Origin of the sequence: Enterobacter asburiae (genome assembly GCF_001521715.1) — a bacterium.
Taxonomy (GTDB): Bacteria; Pseudomonadota; Gammaproteobacteria; order Enterobacterales; family Enterobacteriaceae; genus Enterobacter; species Enterobacter asburiae.
In genome coordinates this window covers 1,211,036-1,227,731 of sequence record NZ_CP011863.1, presented here as the reverse complement: position 1 = coordinate 1,227,731, position 16,696 = coordinate 1,211,036, and the positions used below count along the sequence as shown (strand labels likewise).

General features: G+C 53.8%; 14 protein-coding genes. 6 read left to right on the top strand and 8 right to left on the bottom strand.

Annotation, left to right across the window (positions count from 1 at the left end; translation table 11 throughout):
- Position 1: 1 nt before the first annotated feature.
- Both ACJ69_RS06185 and ACJ69_RS06180 read right to left on the bottom strand, forming a co-directional pair.
- Positions 2 to 193, bottom strand: coding sequence for a YnbE family lipoprotein (locus ACJ69_RS06185; protein WP_014169918.1), 192 nt, complete (start codon positions 191 to 193; stop codon positions 2 to 4).
- On the bottom strand, positions 190 to 2,829 hold the full coding sequence (locus tag ACJ69_RS06180; RefSeq protein ID WP_059346689.1) for a YdbH family protein: 2,640 nt from the start codon (positions 2,827 to 2,829) through the stop codon (positions 190 to 192). Before ACJ69_RS06180 ends, ACJ69_RS06185 begins: the two co-directional genes overlap by 4 nt.
- Positions 2,830 to 3,039: 210 nt before the next feature.
- On the opposite strand from ACJ69_RS06180, the gene ACJ69_RS06175 reads away from it, so the two are divergent.
- A complete protein-coding gene (locus ACJ69_RS06175) occupies positions 3,040 to 4,029 on the top strand; it encodes a 2-hydroxyacid dehydrogenase (protein WP_023311563.1) in 990 nt (329 codons plus the stop codon).
- Positions 4,030 to 4,048: 19 nt separating this feature from the next.
- Here the strand turns inward: ACJ69_RS06175 and ACJ69_RS06170 are convergent, their stop codons facing one another.
- Entirely contained in the window at positions 4,049 to 5,257 is a 1,209-nt protein-coding gene (locus ACJ69_RS06170; protein ID WP_059346688.1) for an MFS transporter, read from the bottom strand.
- A 457-nt stretch (positions 5,258 to 5,714) separates the two neighbouring features.
- Between ACJ69_RS06170 and ACJ69_RS06165 the strand changes: the two genes are divergently transcribed.
- A complete protein-coding gene (locus ACJ69_RS06165) occupies positions 5,715 to 6,386 on the top strand; it encodes an MgtC family protein (protein WP_054830006.1) in 672 nt (223 codons plus the stop codon).
- 72 nt (positions 6,387 to 6,458) lie between these two features.
- Here the strand turns inward: ACJ69_RS06165 and ACJ69_RS06160 are convergent, their stop codons facing one another.
- Positions 6,459 to 6,914, bottom strand: a complete 456-nt coding sequence (locus ACJ69_RS06160) for a MarR family winged helix-turn-helix transcriptional regulator (RefSeq protein ID WP_232248359.1) — start codon at positions 6,912 to 6,914, stop codon at positions 6,459 to 6,461.
- A 67-nt stretch (positions 6,915 to 6,981) separates the two neighbouring features.
- Here ACJ69_RS06160 and ACJ69_RS06155 point away from each other — a divergent pair, with 67 nt between their 5' ends.
- Positions 6,982 to 7,272 carry a DUF1330 domain-containing protein gene (locus ACJ69_RS06155; RefSeq protein ID WP_054830008.1) on the top strand — a complete coding sequence of 97 codons (291 nt, stop codon included), beginning with the start codon at positions 6,982 to 6,984 and terminating at the stop codon, positions 7,270 to 7,272.
- A gap of 125 nt (positions 7,273 to 7,397) precedes the next feature.
- The gene (gene uspF, locus ACJ69_RS06150) at positions 7,398 to 7,832 is read left to right on the top strand and encodes a universal stress protein UspF (RefSeq protein ID WP_054830009.1); all 435 of its coding nucleotides are present in this window, start codon (positions 7,398 to 7,400) and stop codon (positions 7,830 to 7,832) included.
- Between the two features lie 101 nt (positions 7,833 to 7,933).
- Here uspF and ACJ69_RS06145 read toward each other — a convergent pair whose 3' ends face one another.
- The 3 genes from ACJ69_RS06145 to dcp all read right to left on the bottom strand — a co-directional run bounded on the left by ACJ69_RS06145 (position 7,934) and on the right by dcp (position 14,552).
- The gene (locus tag ACJ69_RS06145) at positions 7,934 to 10,516 is read right to left on the bottom strand and encodes a bifunctional diguanylate cyclase/phosphodiesterase (protein ID WP_059346687.1); all 2,583 of its coding nucleotides are present in this window, start codon (positions 10,514 to 10,516) and stop codon (positions 7,934 to 7,936) included.
- A gap of 303 nt (positions 10,517 to 10,819) precedes the next feature.
- Complete coding sequence (locus ACJ69_RS06140; protein WP_059346686.1) at positions 10,820 to 12,442, bottom strand: mechanosensitive ion channel family protein; 1,623 nt, start codon at positions 12,440 to 12,442, stop codon at positions 10,820 to 10,822.
- A gap of 76 nt (positions 12,443 to 12,518) precedes the next feature.
- Complete coding sequence (dcp, locus tag ACJ69_RS06135; protein ID WP_059346685.1) at positions 12,519 to 14,552, bottom strand: peptidyl-dipeptidase Dcp; 2,034 nt, start codon at positions 14,550 to 14,552, stop codon at positions 12,519 to 12,521.
- 142 nt (positions 14,553 to 14,694) lie between these two features.
- On the opposite strand from dcp, the gene ydfG reads away from it, so the two are divergent.
- Together ydfG and ACJ69_RS06125 are read left to right on the top strand one after the other, a co-directional pair.
- The gene (gene ydfG / locus ACJ69_RS06130; protein WP_023311558.1) at positions 14,695 to 15,441 is read left to right on the top strand and encodes a bifunctional NADP-dependent 3-hydroxy acid dehydrogenase/3-hydroxypropionate dehydrogenase YdfG; all 747 of its coding nucleotides are present in this window, start codon (positions 14,695 to 14,697) and stop codon (positions 15,439 to 15,441) included.
- 91 nt (positions 15,442 to 15,532) lie between these two features.
- Complete coding sequence (locus tag ACJ69_RS06125; protein ID WP_023311557.1) at positions 15,533 to 16,219, top strand: GntR family transcriptional regulator; 687 nt, start codon at positions 15,533 to 15,535, stop codon at positions 16,217 to 16,219.
- A 33-nt stretch (positions 16,220 to 16,252) separates the two neighbouring features.
- Here the strand turns inward: ACJ69_RS06125 and ACJ69_RS06120 are convergent, their stop codons facing one another.
- The gene (locus tag ACJ69_RS06120) at positions 16,253 to 16,684 is read right to left on the bottom strand and encodes a universal stress protein (protein WP_059346684.1); all 432 of its coding nucleotides are present in this window, start codon (positions 16,682 to 16,684) and stop codon (positions 16,253 to 16,255) included.
- Positions 16,685 to 16,696: the final 12 nt, after the last annotated feature.

Here is a 16,696-nt window from a genome sequence, read left to right as displayed (position 1 = left end):
CTCAGAACAGATCGCTGCGCGATTTCAGCAGGGTTTCAACGTCTTTATCGACCTTAATATGGATCTCATGTTCGATTTTGACATTCATATTGATGGTAATCGGCTCCTTTGGCGCAGCGACTTCAATGCGCGGCGTACAGCCGGTCAGTAGCGCGGCAACGGCAACGGTGAGCACACCAGCCATCTTTTTCATTGTTGTTCCTCACTTTCCTTGCCAGTCAAACTGCGGGGAGCAGGTATCGCCGCATGTTGCTCAAACCAGGTTTGCAGGTTGTCCCCAAAACGCAGGCTGCGCCAGAGGGTAAAGACATTCTCGTCATGGGTATAGTTCAGGTTGACGGAGCTGCTTTTGCCATCCACCCGGCTGGTCCCCTTGATGGTCGCCTGCATGGTTAATTCACCCAGATTATCTAAATTGATTCTCGTCCACGAACGCGAAATTTCCATATAGCGGAGCCAGTTAATGGCCGCTCCCGCCACCATATTATCTTTCACGATGGCGTCGGCCGTATCTTTGTCGATGCGTAGCGTCATTGGCCCCGGGTTGGTCAGCCAGCCATCTTTAATGATCCATTTTTCATTGTCCAGCCAGAACGGCAGCGCCCCGCTCACCGGCCCTGACATGGCAAACTGCTTCGGATTGACGGCGCTGATCAGCTCGCTGGAGGAGATATTGTCCACGCGCAGCAGGGCCGGATCGTGCTGTGGCATCCGCAGCTGCTGCATGGTGATCTTCCCGCCGAGGGTTTCCACCTTCACGTTGGTGAGCAGCAGCGGATTGTCCTCCGTCCAGGGATAATCCCCCTGTAGATCGGCGGTAATGTTGCGTGCGGTCACCAGGTTTTCCACTTCGCCGATGCGCAAGGTGACCGGACCGCGCGTGCCGAGGGACCAGGTTCCCTCGCTGAAGCGGAACGGCAGCACAAAATCGACGCCGTTAATCTGGTTATCCGGCATCCAGGCGCTGCCGGATTTCAGCACGCCGTGCCCACCGGCCTCAAAGCCCTGATCGGCCGCCGCCGAGAAGGCGACCTGCGCGTAAAGTTCCCCGTCGCGCAGCGTCATTTTCCAGTCCGGCGGGATCAGCGGCTGGAATACGGTGAGGGACTGTTTCGGCCACCAGGCCTGCCCGCGAAGGCGCACGCCGTCCCAGCGACCGTTCACCTGTACCGGGCCGATTTTGTCCGCATGGAGGTCGCCCTTAAACTGAAAAATGGTGGGGTCGGTACCGTCGACGCTGAAGGTCAGGACCGAGGGCGGCAACGCGCTGCCGCCGGAGAAACGGGTTTGCCCGGCGTTGAGCGACAGCGCGCCGCTGAAGGCCGGCTTTTCGGGGTCACGCAGCCAGCGCACCGGTTGATCCAGCAGCAGACGCGGCTTGCTGACCTCCATCGTACCGTACTGGAGCTTGTCAAAACCGGTGGAGAGCGCCGTCAGCTCAATAAGATTGTCGCGCCACTCGCCTTTCCCGGCGACATCCCAGCGGGCATGCATCGGCGTAAAGCCGCCTTTCCCCCAGTAGCGCCACTGCCACAGGCCGTTATCAGGTAAAAAGTCGTTGGCCTGGCCGTCGAGGTGGAGTTCAAAATCGCCCATCTGGTTTTCATGGGCGCGCAGAATCGCCTGTAAACGACCGTCCACGCCCTTCTGCGTCAGCTTCACGCCCGCCAGCGGCCAGCGGATTTCATCGATATCGAGTGAGTCAATGATGCGCCCGCGCGAGCGGAGCAGCGCGCCAGGCTCAAAGGCCAGCTGCGGTTCATACAGGCTGCCGGTCAGCGTGGCGGGCAATTTGGCGTAAAGAATAATATCGTTTTGCTTCGCCTCGCCGCTCAGATGAAGGGGCATGTCGCTGTTTTCCATACTGAGCCTGCCGGGCCCAATGTTCAGTACCGCGTTGCCTTTCCCCGCATCACCCTGGGTAAGCACATTCAGCCGTCCGGTCAGGATGGTTTTATCCAGCCCCTGCTGCCAGTTGTCTGCGCGAAGGGACACGCGCCCGCTAAGCGGCATACCGGAAAGATCCCAGTTCCAGCGCCCGTCGCTGATGTTCAGCTGCTCCGCCGTAATCTGCCACGGCAGGTCAAGCAGCGGATCGGGATTGTCCCGCGCCATCACCACCAGCTGTCCCTGATTGTCTTCCCAGTCCAGATCGGCATCGACCAGAGACGTTAACTGTGGCACGTTAAAGGTCGCGACCGCGTGGCCTTTCACCGGCACGCCATCCGGTACCAGCGGCAGGGTAAACTCGCCCACCAGCTTAATCGGCTGCGGCTGGTCCGGCAGCTGTACATCGAACTGGCTGACCGAGAGCGTCTGACCGCGAAGCGTGCCTTTAATGCTGACCTGCTCGCCTTTATAGGCGATCTCCTGACTGGACGGCGTTAGCGACGCATGCAGCTCCCCCTGCCACTGCTGCCAGGGCGACAGCGTCAGACGGTGAACCGTGATCCAGGTATTCGGTAATACCGCCTGCCACTGTGCCAGCGTTTTGGGGGCGACCGTTGAAGGCGCAGACTGGGGGATTTTGCTCAGACAAATGGAGTTAAGATCCAGCGCGCCGATATCCAGCTTCCAGCGGCTCGGATGTGACAGCGTCACGTTATCGATGCGGGCAATTTCGCAGTCTTCAACCAGATAGCGAAGATCGGGGATCGCCAGCGCGTGACGGGTAAGTTTCGGACTCTCTTCGAAAGCGATGCGCGTACCGACGGGCAGCCAGATCCCGGCGAGCGTCGGTACCCACTGGGCGAGCGTCATCAGCAGCGTCAGCGGCAACAATATGAACAGCAGTAAAAGCGCAAGAGCGGCTTTATATTTACCCTTCATGGGCAGTTAATATCCTGATTTAGCGAAAGAATTAAGCCGGCAGTGCCGATCATTGTCGCATGTTTAGGCAGTCAGTTGAAGGGAATGCCATTTTTAAGGATAGATGCTCTAGAATAATTGATAGAACTTATTGAATTCAATAATATTTTAGAAATTGTAAGATAATTTTAATCATGCTAACGTGAATGCAAAATCACTGGAGAAAGTCTTATGAAACTCGCGGTATATAGCACAAAGCAGTACGACAAAAAGTATCTGCAACATGTTAACGAGGCTTACGGGTTTGAGCTTGAATTTTTCGACTTTCTGCTGTCCGAAAAAACCGCTAAAACGGCGCACGGCTGTGAAGGCGTCTGTATTTTTGTTAACGACGACGGCAGTCGTCCGGTACTGGAAGAGTTGAAAAAACAGGGCGTGAAGTATATCGCCCTGCGCTGCGCGGGCTTTAATAACGTGGATCTCGACGCGGCCAAAGAGCTGGGTCTTAGGGTGGTACGCGTCCCGGCGTACTCCCCGGAAGCGGTCGCGGAACATGCGATTGGCATGATGATGTCGCTCAACCGTCGTATTCACCGCGCTTATCAGCGTACCCGTGACGCCAACTTCTCGCTGGAGGGGCTGACCGGCTTTACCATGTACGGCAAAACCGCGGGCGTGATCGGCACCGGTAAAATCGGCATCGCCGCCCTGCGCATTCTGAAAGGCTTCGGCATGCGTCTGCTGGCGTTCGATCCGTACCCGAGCGCCGCTGCGCTGGAGCTGGGCGTGGAATACGTCGACCTGCCGACCCTGTTCTCCCAGTCTGACGTGATCTCCCTGCACTGCCCGCTGACGCCGGAAAACTACCACCTGCTTAACCAGGCGGCGTTTGACCAGATGAAAGATGGCGTGATGATCATCAACACCAGCCGCGGCGGGCTGGTTGACTCTCAGGCCGCTATCGAAGCGCTGAAAACCCAAAAAATTGGCGCGCTGGGGATGGATGTGTACGAGAACGAACGCGATCTGTTCTTTGAGGACAAGTCGAATGATGTGATCCAGGACGACGTGTTCCGCCGCCTGTCTGCCTGTCACAACGTGCTGTTTACAGGACACCAGGCGTTTCTGACTGCCGAAGCGCTGATCAGCATTTCAGAAACCACGCTGGGTAACCTGCAGCAGCTGGAAAAGGGCGAAGCGTGCCCTAACGAACTGGCATAAGCGTGACGCCGGGTGGCGGCTATGCCCCACCCGGCGTACTGTCTGTTTCCCAGGTCCGGTGCGCAAAGCACCACCATAGCAGAACGGCCACCAGCGCAATCGCGCTCAGGACGCTGAATGCCGTGGCAAATGAGTAATGACCCGCAATCGTGCCGGTTAACGCCGGACTCATGGATGCCCCAACCCCCTGCATCAGCATCACCACGCTCTGCCCGGCATTGACGTGCCCGCTTCCGCGCAACAGCACCACGATAAACGACGGCACCACCACCCCCAGGATCCCTGCGGCCAGCCCGTCGAGGATTTGTACCGGGATCATCATGAGCGGCGCGTCCGTAGACGCCGCCAGCGCCGCGCGCACCGGCATCACCAGCAGCGCCAGCATAATTAAGCGCCAGTAGCCGTAGCGGTCTATTCGGTTAGCGACCCAGATGGCGACGGGGATCATCACGGCCTGGGAGATGATAACGGTGCCCGCCGCGTACAAACCGGGGTTGATCGAGGCGGGCGCGGCGGCCACCCTCATGCTCAGCATCGGCAGCAGCGCGGCGTTCGCCAGGTGAAAGAGCAGCAGCGTCAGCCCGGTGACAAACAGCGCCCGGTTTTTAATCAGCACGGCAAAGCCGGGAACCGGCAGGCTTGCTGAAGAAGAGAGTCCTCGTGCGGCGTCGTTGTCGATATCCCCGTTGCGAATGGCAAGCAGCGCGCAGAGCGTTAACAGCGTGGTACAGGTCATCAGCAGGAAAATCCCGCCGACGCCCCAGTACCACGCAATGCCGCCCGCAATCAGTGCGGTAACAAAGTTGCCGCCGTGATTGAACGCCTCATTTTTGCCCACCTGCGCGCTGAACCCGCCCTGACCGGTCAGCCCCAGGGTAATTCCGGCGATCAGCGGACCGACAAACGCCGCACAGATACCGGAGACAATTTGCGAAACGGCGACAACAGCGCTCTGCTGGCTAAACCAGAGCAGGAGCGTGCTAAGAGTGATGAGCAGGCACACCAGCGCCAGCACGGTCCGCTTGCTGCGTGAGGTGTCGGTGATAAATCCCGCCGGCAGCGTGGCCAGTAATCCCGCCAGCCCACCTGCCGTCATCAGGATGCCGATATCATCGGGGGTCCAGTGGCGTTCGGTCAGAAAAATACCGAGAAAAGGACCGAGGCCATCGCGGACATCCGCAATGAAAAAGCTTGTCAGGCACAATGCCCGCAGCGAACGAAGAGACATACTTCCTGCCTTTGTCTGTTATCGCCTCTAAAAAAGAAAATGTAGTATACCGGGTATTTTTGAAAATCAGATGACGTCTTAAAAAACATGCTTTCCGAACTTAAACAATTCATAACGGAGTCTGTTTTTTCGCTTTACTCATTATCGGCCCTGACTATACTGGCAATAAATTTTCACAGGAGTCCTTCGTTGGAAAGTTATTTTATCGTCGATACGAAGGTAAGCTAGCGCGATTTTCTCGCTGCTTACCTGAAACGGTGGGCAGCAATCCTCTTTAAGCGATTGTATCCCGACACAGTAAGAACCACTCAATTTGTGGGGCATCGCATGTTCATGTTTACTCATTCACTCTTTCCGCCACCGTTGTCCTGACACGCTTAGCATTTAAACGGCGTTATGATGTGCTTAGCAAAGCACTGACGCTTATTATTTAATAACGTTAACAGGCGACAGGCTGATGTTCCCTTATATCTCTCATCTGCTCGCAGCGATGCTGCTGGGCGCAATTATTGGCGCGGAAAGACAGTGGCGCCAGCGTATGGCCGGGCTTCGTACCAATGCACTGGTTGCCACGGGTGCGGCAGTGTTTATTTTAAGTTCGGTATCGACTTCTCCTGATAGCCCGGGGCGTATCGCAGCGCAGATTGTCTCCGGAATCGGCTTTCTTGGCGCTGGCGTCATTATGCGTGAAGGAATGAATATTCGTGGTTTGAATACCGCCGCAACGCTGTGGTGCTCGGCCGGAATTGGCGTACTGTGCGGATTAGGCCAGTTCTGGAATGCCGCCATGGCCAGCCTAATTATTCTCTGCGCTAACATATTGCTTCGCGAAGCCGCGCAGCGAATTAATCAACTGCCCGTGCTTCATGAAGGCGAAAAATGCTATGTCCTGAAAATCACCTGTAATGATGAGCATGAAGATGCGGTGCGGCAAAGCATCGTAGATATGGCGAAAGAGTTGACGTTAAGTCTGAAAGCGATTTATTCCGCTACTGCGCAAACAGAAGGTAAAACTGAAATCCGGGCGGAGGTGATGACCCGGGAGGAATACCGAAAATTGCTCGATCTGATTATGGGTAATATGGGCGGAAATAAAATTATCGCGTCCGTCAGCTGTCACGCAATATAAAACCTAAACCGGGCGTTACGCCCGGTTTAGGCTTTGCCGTTTAGCCGGAAACGAACGGTGATGCGGAGATATTCATAAAGCTGTGCTGATTTTAGCCAGGCGTTTCATCATCTCCGTCGTCAGGCCGAGCTGCTCGCTGCCCATAAGATGAGATAATTTCTCCTTAGCGGATTGCCAGACCGGGATGAGCTCCTCGAGCAGACGCCAGCCCTCAGCTGTCAGCGTGAGTCGTTTCCCTGCACGTCCACGGCCTCCAGCCGAATCGATAATGCCGCGCGATTCCAGACTGCGGATATTTCGACTCAGCGTGGTCGCATCCACCCCCGCTCTGGCGGCGAGTTCCGCAACGGTTTCATTTGGGGAACCCCCGATGCCAACCAAAAGGCTGAACTGCTCGGCGGTCAGCTCAAACGGTCTGAAGCAGGCATTGTAATAGCGCGTAATAGCCCTTGCGACAGCGCGCGCCTGAAACCCCGGGCAGACTTCCGGGATCGTCTTCAACAGCGCAACATCAATGTTGTTCATCATTTCATCTCGACAATCAATGCCAAAGTTAATACTGTATATACATCATTTATCATGTTAAGGAACGGCTATGCCAGCCTTTGTTCATATCAACTTACGCGTTATTGATCCAGCCAGACAGGCCAGCCTTGCCCCCCGCTTCACGTCTGCATTAGAAGAGGCAGGAGGTAAAATCGTTCATTTTGGTGCTGTCGCACAGCTCCTGGAAGGGGAAGTGGAGCCGTTACCCTATGCGGGCATTTTTGAATTCCCTACCCTTGAGCAGGCCCTTGCCTTCTATCATTCGGAAAAATATGCGCCGATTAAGGCTGAACGCCAGCTCGCCCAGGAGGCGAGAATGTTCATTGTCGCGACGGAATGACAGCCAGGTTCGACTGTACGCATATCACATAACCGAAATTTGTACCCGTTATGACAGCTTGCTCTCTGTTTTCCTGAAATTAACGGTCTACCCTGAGTTGTGTGAAAAACACTCAGGAGGGACAAATGTATAACTCAATTTTGGTTCCAATTGACATTTCTGAGGATAGCCTGACGCACATGGTTATCCCCTTCGTTCAGGCACATACAGCACTTAACACAGCTAAAGTTCACTTTCTTACTGTCATTCCATCGCTACCGTATTATTCATCATTAGGCCTGGCCTATTCGGTAGAAATGCCGAAGCTGAAAGAGTTCCAGCACGCGGCCTTAGCGAAGCTGGATGAAATCGTTAAGCAATTCAAAATCCCTCCCGACAAGATACAGTCTCATGCCGTGACGGGATCTCCAAAAGATCAAATCCTTAAGCTCGCTGACACGATCGATGCCGACCTGATTATCATCGCTTCCCACAAACCTGACATATCGACATATTTGCTGGGTTCGAACGCTGCGGCAGTGGTTCGGCATGCGAAATGCCCTGTCCTGGTCGTGAGATAGAAAACGGCGTTTACGCTCGTGGATGCGAACGGATAGCGGATAACAAAAACCGGGCGCGATGCCCGGTTTTTCATTTACGCAGCCCTGAGTGAAAGCGCGATTTAGATATTTACTCTGTTGGCGTTTAAATTTAAGTCCGTAATGGCGGCCGGTTTTCCAAGCAAGTAGCCCTGGACTTCATCACATTTATTTTTTTTCAGAAAAGACAGCTGTTCCGCGGTCTCCACCCCTTCTGCGGTTACCGCCATGGAATAGGCTTTCCCCAGGCCGATAATTTTCTCCACGACTGACTGGTTCTGCGGCGAGTCACCGAGGGTAAAAATAAAGCTCTTGTCGAGCTTAAGCCCGTCAAACTGAAACTTCCGCAGATAGCTCAGTGAGGCGTAGCCGGTACCGAAATCGTCAATCAGAATGCGGACGCCCATTTTTTTGAGAGACTTCATGGTCTGCAAGGTTTTTTCAGGATCGGAAAGCGTAACGTTTTCAGTGACTTCAATTTCCAGCCGGTTGGGTTCAAGCCCTGTTTCGCGAAGGATCTCTTTTATCCTTTCGGCAAGATCGCTTGCCTGGAATTCGATAGCAGAAATATTGACGGAGACCGATAATCCCGGCAATTTATCTTTCGTCTCCGCACAGGCTTTGCGTATGACCCAGTTGCTCAGGCTAATAATCAGCCCGGTTTCTTCTGCCAGCGGGATAAACTGATCGGGCATTATGGTCCCCCGAGCCGGGTGCTGCCAGCGTACCAGCGCTTCGACGGCATCAATAGTAGAATACCGGAGGTTATAACGCGGCTGGTAAACCAGGTAGAGCTGTTCTTCGCGAATTGCGGTCTTGAGTTCTAATTCCAGTTTCCTGCGTTCGGTCAACTTTTCCGACATATCCGGGCGATAATAGACCCATCGGTTTCTGCCGGATTGTTTCGCCTGATACAGCGCAATATCCGCGTAGCGTAGAAGATCGTTTGCGCTGCTGCTATCCCGGGGAGCCAGCGCAATGCCCATGCTTACGCCTATCGCCACATCATTGCCCTCAATGGCGAAAGGACGGTTAAGTTCTTGCACGATGCGACGACACACCTCCTCAATCTGGTCTTGCTGGCTGGTGTTGCCGAGGAGAAGCATAAATTCATCCCCTCCCTGCCGTGCGACAAAGTCACCTCGACGAACGCAATTTTTAAGACGTGAAGCGACCTCACCAAGCAGTGCATCGCCGGTGGAGTGCCCGAAAATATCATTGACGGGTTTAAACTTGTCTAAATCAAGGCAAATCATGGCAAAGGGATAATGGTTAAGGTCTTCTTTCGCTAACTTGCCAGCCAGAAATTCCTTAATATGATACCGGTTCGGCAGACCTGTTAATTCATCATGGCGTGACAGGAACTCCACGCGTTTTGTTGCTTCAACTTCCTGAGAGACGTCGGTTGCCGCGCCTCGCAACACCACCGTTCCATCAGGCTGAGCAGAAAATTTTGCCAGAAGCGTGCAATATGACGTGGTTTGTTGCGCATGAGTATAAGGACAGTTTTTAAATTCAAAGCGTTCGGTTAAATCCCGCTGTCTGGCGCAGTCATGTGATAATTCGCTTGTCGACGGAAAGAGTTCATCCAACCTGCGGCCTATCCATTTGCTATTTTCATATCCCGTTATTGTAGAAAAACGCCCCGATAGCCACGTTATCCTTAACGATAAATCTGTTTCCCAGAACCAGTCGCTGGTTGTTTCACTGACGTCCCGAAAACGTTTTTCACTCGTAATAAGATTCAACCGCGCCTGCTCGAGGAGAAACGTATTTTCGTCAAGCATTCTCGCCTTTTGCATAATATGGCGCATCAATATCACCGTCATCGATACCGTCAGAACGACTGAAAGAATGAGTAATGGCAAAAAATAAATTATTAACGCCTGGCCAGGATTTTCACCGTCCCAGATAATTTTCACATCCCCATTCTGGGTGCTTAAGGTAAATTCTGTCTGATTATTTATTTGAGAAGTGACTGTAGCGGGAGAAGTACGAACGTTCTGGATACCGGCATCCTGCCCAATCGTGAGGAGTTTTCTAGCCGTTAACTTGTCTATAAACACCATTGTCGAAGGTTTACCGGGTAGGGTTTGTACGCTCGAATCATCACCCGTTGTTATCCATTGCGCAGAAACAATGGCCGGAACGGAATCGATAAGCGTCAGCACAGAAACCGGCGATCCGTTTTTGATGCTCGTTTCACGCAGTAAACGGTCTTTTGTTGATTTATCTAACCAGCGCTCCAGATCCTGAAGCTTCAGTTTCCCGTCAACCACGCTGTATCGCGTACTCCCTTCCGGGGAGAGAACAAACACCCCTTCGTAGCCAAAGTTGTCATACAGGGACTTACCCAGGTTCTGCTTATCCCATGCCCAGTGAACGTCAGTGTTCAGATGAAGATGTTTGTAGGCATCTCCCCACTCGGCATTGTCTTTCAAATGACTTCGCATGCTTTCCTGGCGAGTATCCAGGGCTTTCCTTAACAGAAATTCATCGTGCGTGTCGCTGATTTCATTCACATTATCTTTTATTATTAGCAGGGAAATTATTGCCGCAATAAAAATACTTATCAACAACGTTACAATATAGGTAAAAGTTTTATTTATCAGGCCTTTAGAAGGCTCGGTATCGGTGAAGCCCGGATTGTTCAAAGGTAGGGTCATCTTTCGCCTTCTTAACTGCTACTGCGTCGATTTTTATGCCACTTTCATTTATCGGCACAAAATAACAAAAATTTATAGCTAAAAATCTGAGGCTAAAGAATATTTGATTTCTCTAACCCAGATCAAATTATTAATCATTAACTATTTTACCGTCTAAACGGTGTCAATAAGATATTTAGCCTGGTATAATTTTTAACCCAATATTTATATTTAAAAAAAGAATGTATATACTCCATAAGTATAACTATTTTAGTGGGATCGCTTTCACTCTGTTATATTAAGACCTGATATCAGGTCGCAGTTTTATTCATCCCGCTTTGGCGAGGTTGCGGGGGCGGCATACCAGTTTTCTTTCGCGACCATTACGCTTCCTTCAGGCTGCATAACAAAGTTTGGCGACATGATCTGGACATTGAATTCGTTGAACACATCCTGAATGTGAGTGAAGAGCTCATTTCGCGCGACGGCTAGCGACGTATCCGGTCTCAGCCTGACCTGCAGCTCATAGGCTATGTACCAGTCCATCAGCGCCAGCTGCCGCACCAGCGGTGGAATCGTAAGATCAACGCAATGGGTCCGCTTCGCGGCCAGCTCAAGCATGGCATGAACCTGCCGCCAGGGCGTGTCGTACCCGATGGTGACGCTTACGGTTAGGTTGATACTGCCATCGTTATTTTGCGCGCTGAGGTTCGTTATCTTGCCACTCACCACAACGGCATTGGGCACGGTAACAATATAGTTTTCTCGCGTAATAATTTTGGTGGCGAGCATACCGATTTCACTCACCTTACCTTCGTTATCCGCGATTCGTATCACATCGCCTTTGCGCAGCGCGCGAGAGTAAATAAGCACCAGACCACTCATGGCATGATTCATCACGCCTGCCGATCCCAGGGTCAGCATCAGGCCAAAAAATACGCTTATGCCTTTAAAGGCCAGCGAGTTTGCACCCGGTAAAAAGGGATAAGCCGCAGAGAGCGCGAACAACCACACCATCACGGAAATAAGTTTTCGCGTCGCGCCGACGGTTTCCGGATGAAGTCCCGGTAACTGTAAACGCCCGGCCTCAACCTGATTGAGGATCACTTTTAGAAGTTTAAGGATTAATGCGGTAATGAAGAAAATGATAAGAACAATCGACAACCCTGGTAATGCGGACGCCATCGCTAAGGCAATCTGTCGTATTACATGCCACGACCAGTCGCCTAATGATGTTGCCCAGACGCGCGTCCAGGGAAACAGGCTAAAGGCCCAGCTAAGCCAACCATAAAAAGCTAAAATCACTACAAAACACATCAGCAAGCCATAAAGACGGGCTTCAATGACGCCTGTAAATCGACGCCAGTTTTGAGGTATCCAGCTTCGTTTCTCGGCTACCCGGCGGCGATAATATCCTCTCACCCATCTCCAGGATCGCAAAGCAACGTAACTCAGCATCAACCATGCCAGGAAACCGGCCGCGGTCTTCGCAGCGGAAAGCGCAAGCCACTGAGTGTCATATTGGTCGCGAAGCAAGGTACGCTGCGCTTCCATACGCGCCAGGACACGTTGCGCAGCCTGGTCTAACGTCAGATCGTCCCCTTCATCCAGATCCGATTCGGTCAGCAGCATGACCGGCTTAGCGTTCATTACGAACAGTCTGCCTTGCTGGTTGTAGCGCGTGACAGGAATGATTTTCAGCGGTTCACGAACATCTTCCTGCGTGAAATTTCGCAAGGTATCCCGAATGCGTAATACGCGTTCTTCTGGCGTGGTGAAACCGAACTTCGCCTGCAGCATAACGATGGGCTGATGGAAAATATAAACCGTCCGCGCACGTTCTTGTTCCGTAGGTTCGAGCCGGGGTTCAGCCGATATGGCGCTGAATGAGAGAAAGAAGACTGAGACGATTAAAGAGCTTATCAGAGATAGCACTACTTTGTTCATGTCTACCATCCAGAGCAGTCACGCCATCGTTTAAAACCGGGCTACACGCCCGGTTCTGTTTTCTGCCCAAAGGGCTCTATTCGCTCAACCCGCGATTTTCCAGCATCGGTTCAATTTTCGGATCGTGCCCACGCCAGCTGCGATAAAGTTCAGCCAGATCCGTGCTGTTACCACGGGACAAAATCGCCTCGCGGAATTTTTGCCCGTTTTCACGAGTCAGGCCGCCCTGTTCGACAAACCACTGATAGCCATCGTCCGCCAGCATTTGCGTCCACAGGTAGGCGTAATATCCCGCCGCGTAGCCACCGCCGAAAATATGGGCAAAATAGCTGCTGCGATAGCGCGGCGGAACGGCGGGCAGATCCAGCCCCTCTTTTTTCAGTGCTGCCGCTTCAAACGCTTCAACGCTCGAAACGGCTTCGCTAATCCCGTGCCAGTTCATGTCCAGCAGCGCGGCAGCCAGCAGCTCCGTCATGTCATAACCCTTGTTGAAATGGGTCGCGTTGAGCATGCTTTCCCGCAGCGCGTCCGGCATCGGTTCACCGGTTTCGTAATGGCGGGCGTAGTGGGTAAACACCTGCGGATGACTGGCCCAGTGTTCGTTGATCTGCGACGGGAATTCAACGAAATCGCGCGGCGTATTGGTCCCGGAAAGCGTGGCGAAACGCTGGCTGGCAAACAGACCGTGCAGCGTATGGCCGAACTCGTGGAACAGGGTGATCACGTCATCCCAGGAGAGAAGCGCAACGCCGCCGTTAGCCGGTTTTTGGTAGTTACAGACGTTGTAGATCACCGGACGGGCAGCAAGCTCGAAGGATTGCTCGACGAAATTCCCCATCCAGGCCCCGCCCTGCTTGGAATCGCGGGCAAAGAAGTCGCCGTAAAACAGCGCCATGCCCTCACCGGTGTGGTCGAAAATTTCCCAGACCCGAACGTCCGGGTGATACACCGGAATATCGAAGCGCTCCACAAAGCGGATGCCAAACAGCTGGCTTGCGGCCCAGAATACGCCATCGTGCAATACGGTATTGAGCGCAAAATAGGGTTTGATTTGCGATTCATCGAGGGCATATTTTGCCTGACGCACGCGCTCGGCATAAAAAGCCCAGTCCCAGGCCTGCACGGTGAAACCGCCCTGCTCGTCATCAATCACTTTCTGAATATCGGCCTGCTCGCGCTCTGCCCGGGCGCGGGCGGCGGGCACAATGCCGCGCATAAAGGCCAGCGCGGCGTCCGGGGTTTTCGCCATCTGGTCGGCGATACTCCAGCTAGCGTAATCCTCAAAGCCCAGCAGGCGGGCCTGCCGCGCACGTAGCGCCGTAAGGCGGAGGATCAGCTCGCGAGTGTCGTTTTGGTCCCCTTTCTGGGTGCGCGTCCAGCCCGCGTTGAACAGGTTTTCGCGGGTCTGACGATTGCGCAGCGCGGAAAGCGCGGGCTGCTGGGTCGTGTTCAGAAGCGGAATCAGCCAGCGATCGTTTAGCCCTCGCTCTGCGGCAGCCTGCGCCGCGTCGGCAATCTCGCTGGCGCTGAGCCCGTCAAGCTGATGCGCGTAATCCACTACCAGGCCGCCCGTCTTGTCGGCAGCCAGCAGACGCTGGTTGAACTGGCTGGTCAGGGTGGCCGCCTCGGTATTCAGCGCCTTCAGCTCAGCTTTTTCCGTTTCATTGAGACGCGCGCCGGCCAGAATAAACCGCTGATACGTCTCCTCGACCAGCCGGCGGGATTCGGCGTCCAGCACGGCACGGTCCTGCCAGACGCTCTCCACGCGTGCGAAAAGCGTGTCATTCAGCCAGATGTCGTTTGCCAGCGCGGCAAGCTCGGTGGAGAACTGCTCCTCAAGCTCCTGCAGGTACGCATTGGTGTGTGCCGAGGTCATGGCGAAGAACACGCTGCTGACGCGCGCGAGCATGGCGCCGCTTTTCTCCAGCGCCAGCACGGTGTTGGTGAAGTCCGGCGCAGCGGTTTGAGACACAATGGCGTCAACGTCCGCCCGCTTCTGGCGAAGCGCTGCATCGAAGGCCGGGCGATAGTGGCCGTCGTTGATTTCATCAAAATGGGGGGCCTGATAGGGCAGCAGGCTGATTTCAAAAAAGGGATTTGTGGCCGTCATCTTTCACTCCTGAGTACGGGTATCCTCCCAGAGTAGGCCAGGCCGCCATCCCCTGCAACGCCGTCATACAAATGTTGCCTTAACGCACCCTCTGCGGCCGTGCTATGTTAGTACAACACAAAAAGCGTTGAGGAACAGTGAGATGATTATTTTAGTTACCGGGGCAACGGCAGGTTTTGGTGAAAGCATCACGCGTCGCTTCGTCGCCAACGGGCACAAGGTTATTGCCACGGGCCGTCGTCAGGAGCGCCTGCAGGAGCTGAAGGACGAATTAGGCGACAGCATCCTGACCGCGCAGCTGGACGTGCGTAACCGCGCGGCCATTGAAGAGATGATTGCCAACCTGCCTGCCGAGTGGCGCGCCATCGACGTGCTGGTCAACAATGCCGGTCTGGCGCTGGGCATGGAGCCCGCACACAAAGCCAGCGTGGAAGACTGGGAAAACATGATCGACACCAATAACAAAGGGCTGGTCTATATGACCCGCGCGGTGCTGCCTGGCATGGTCGAGCGCAACCGCGGCCACATTATCAATATTGGCTCCACCGCCGGGAGCTGGCCTTACGCGGGCGGCAACGTCTATGGTGCGACGAAGGCGTTTGTGCGCCAGTTCAGCCTTAACCTGCGTACCGATCTGCACGGCACCGCCATTCGCGTCACCGATATCGAGCCGGGTCTGGTGGGCGGCACCGAGTTTTCCAACGTGCGTTTCAAAGGCGATGACGCGAAAGCGGGCAAAACCTACGAAAATGCTAACGCGCTGACGCCGGAAGATGTGACCGAAACGGTCTGGTGGGTGGCAACGCTGCCAAAACACGTCAACATCAATACTGTAGAAATGATGCCAGTCAGCCAGAGTTTTGCCGGACTTAGCGTCCATCGTGGCTAAATCTGCCCTTCCCGGCCTGCGGGCCGGGTCTGTTTCGGGTTATAAAAGAATGGTAGTATGTTCAGGCTAACTCTCTGAGAAATGACAACTCATGGCCGCTGAATCGCAACTCAATCCCACCCAGCCCGTTAACCAGCAAATCTATCGCATTTTGCGACGTGATATTGTCCATTGCCTGATCCCACCGGGAACGCCGCTTTCTGAAAAAGAGGTGTCCGTGCGTTTTGACGTTTCCCGTCAGCCGGTACGTGAAGCGTTTATTAAGCTTGCTGAAAACGGGCTGATTCAGATCCGCCCGCAGCGCGGCAGCTACGTGAACAAAATTTCACTCTCTCAGGTACGCAACGGCTGTTTCGTTCGCCAGGCCATTGAATGTGCGGTGGCGCGCCGTGCCGCAACGCTTATCAACGACAACCAGTGTTACCAGCTTGAGCAGAACCTTCATCAGCAGCGTATTGCGATTGATCGTAAGCAGCTCAATGATTTCTTCCAACTGGATGATGAATTCCACCAGAAGCTGGCGCAGATCGCGGATTGTCAGCTGGCCTGGGACACCATCGAGAACATCAAGGCCACCATTGACCGCGTGCGCTACATGAGCCTCGATCACGTCTCCCCGCCGGAAATGCTGCTCCGACAGCATCATGATATTTTCAGCGCGCTGGAAAAACGCGACCCGGACGGTGTGGAAAAAGCGATGACGTTGCATCTGCAGGAAATTAGCGAATCCGTGCAGCTTATTCGTCAGGAAAATAGCGAGTGGTTTAGCGAAGAGTAAAATTCGCCGCCCCTTTCAGGTGCGGCGACCTGATTAACGAACGACTAACACCGGGATCGTGGCGTAGCGCAGAATAGATTCCGCATTTGAACCCAGCAGATGAGTGGTGATGCTCGGGTTTTTCGACCCGATCACAATCGCATCATATTCCCCCTCCTTGCTCAGCTTGATAATTTCATCCCGGACGTTGCCAAAACGCACCATGCTGTGAATATTCTCAGGGGCAATATCGAACAGTCTTTTTAACTCGTTCATTTTCTTGCCGGACTCTGCGGTCATATACTCTTCAAACTTTTTAATATCGGCGTTGAACCCGCGCAGCAGAGACCGGCTGTTGGCTGGCAGAATGTTGACCAGGGTAATCGACGCGCCCTCAGCCTTCGCCAGGTTTGCCGCGTGGCGAACCGCTTTGTCGCTCAAATCCATTTCAAACACGTCTACAGGCATCAAAATGCTCTTATACATAAGCCTGACTCC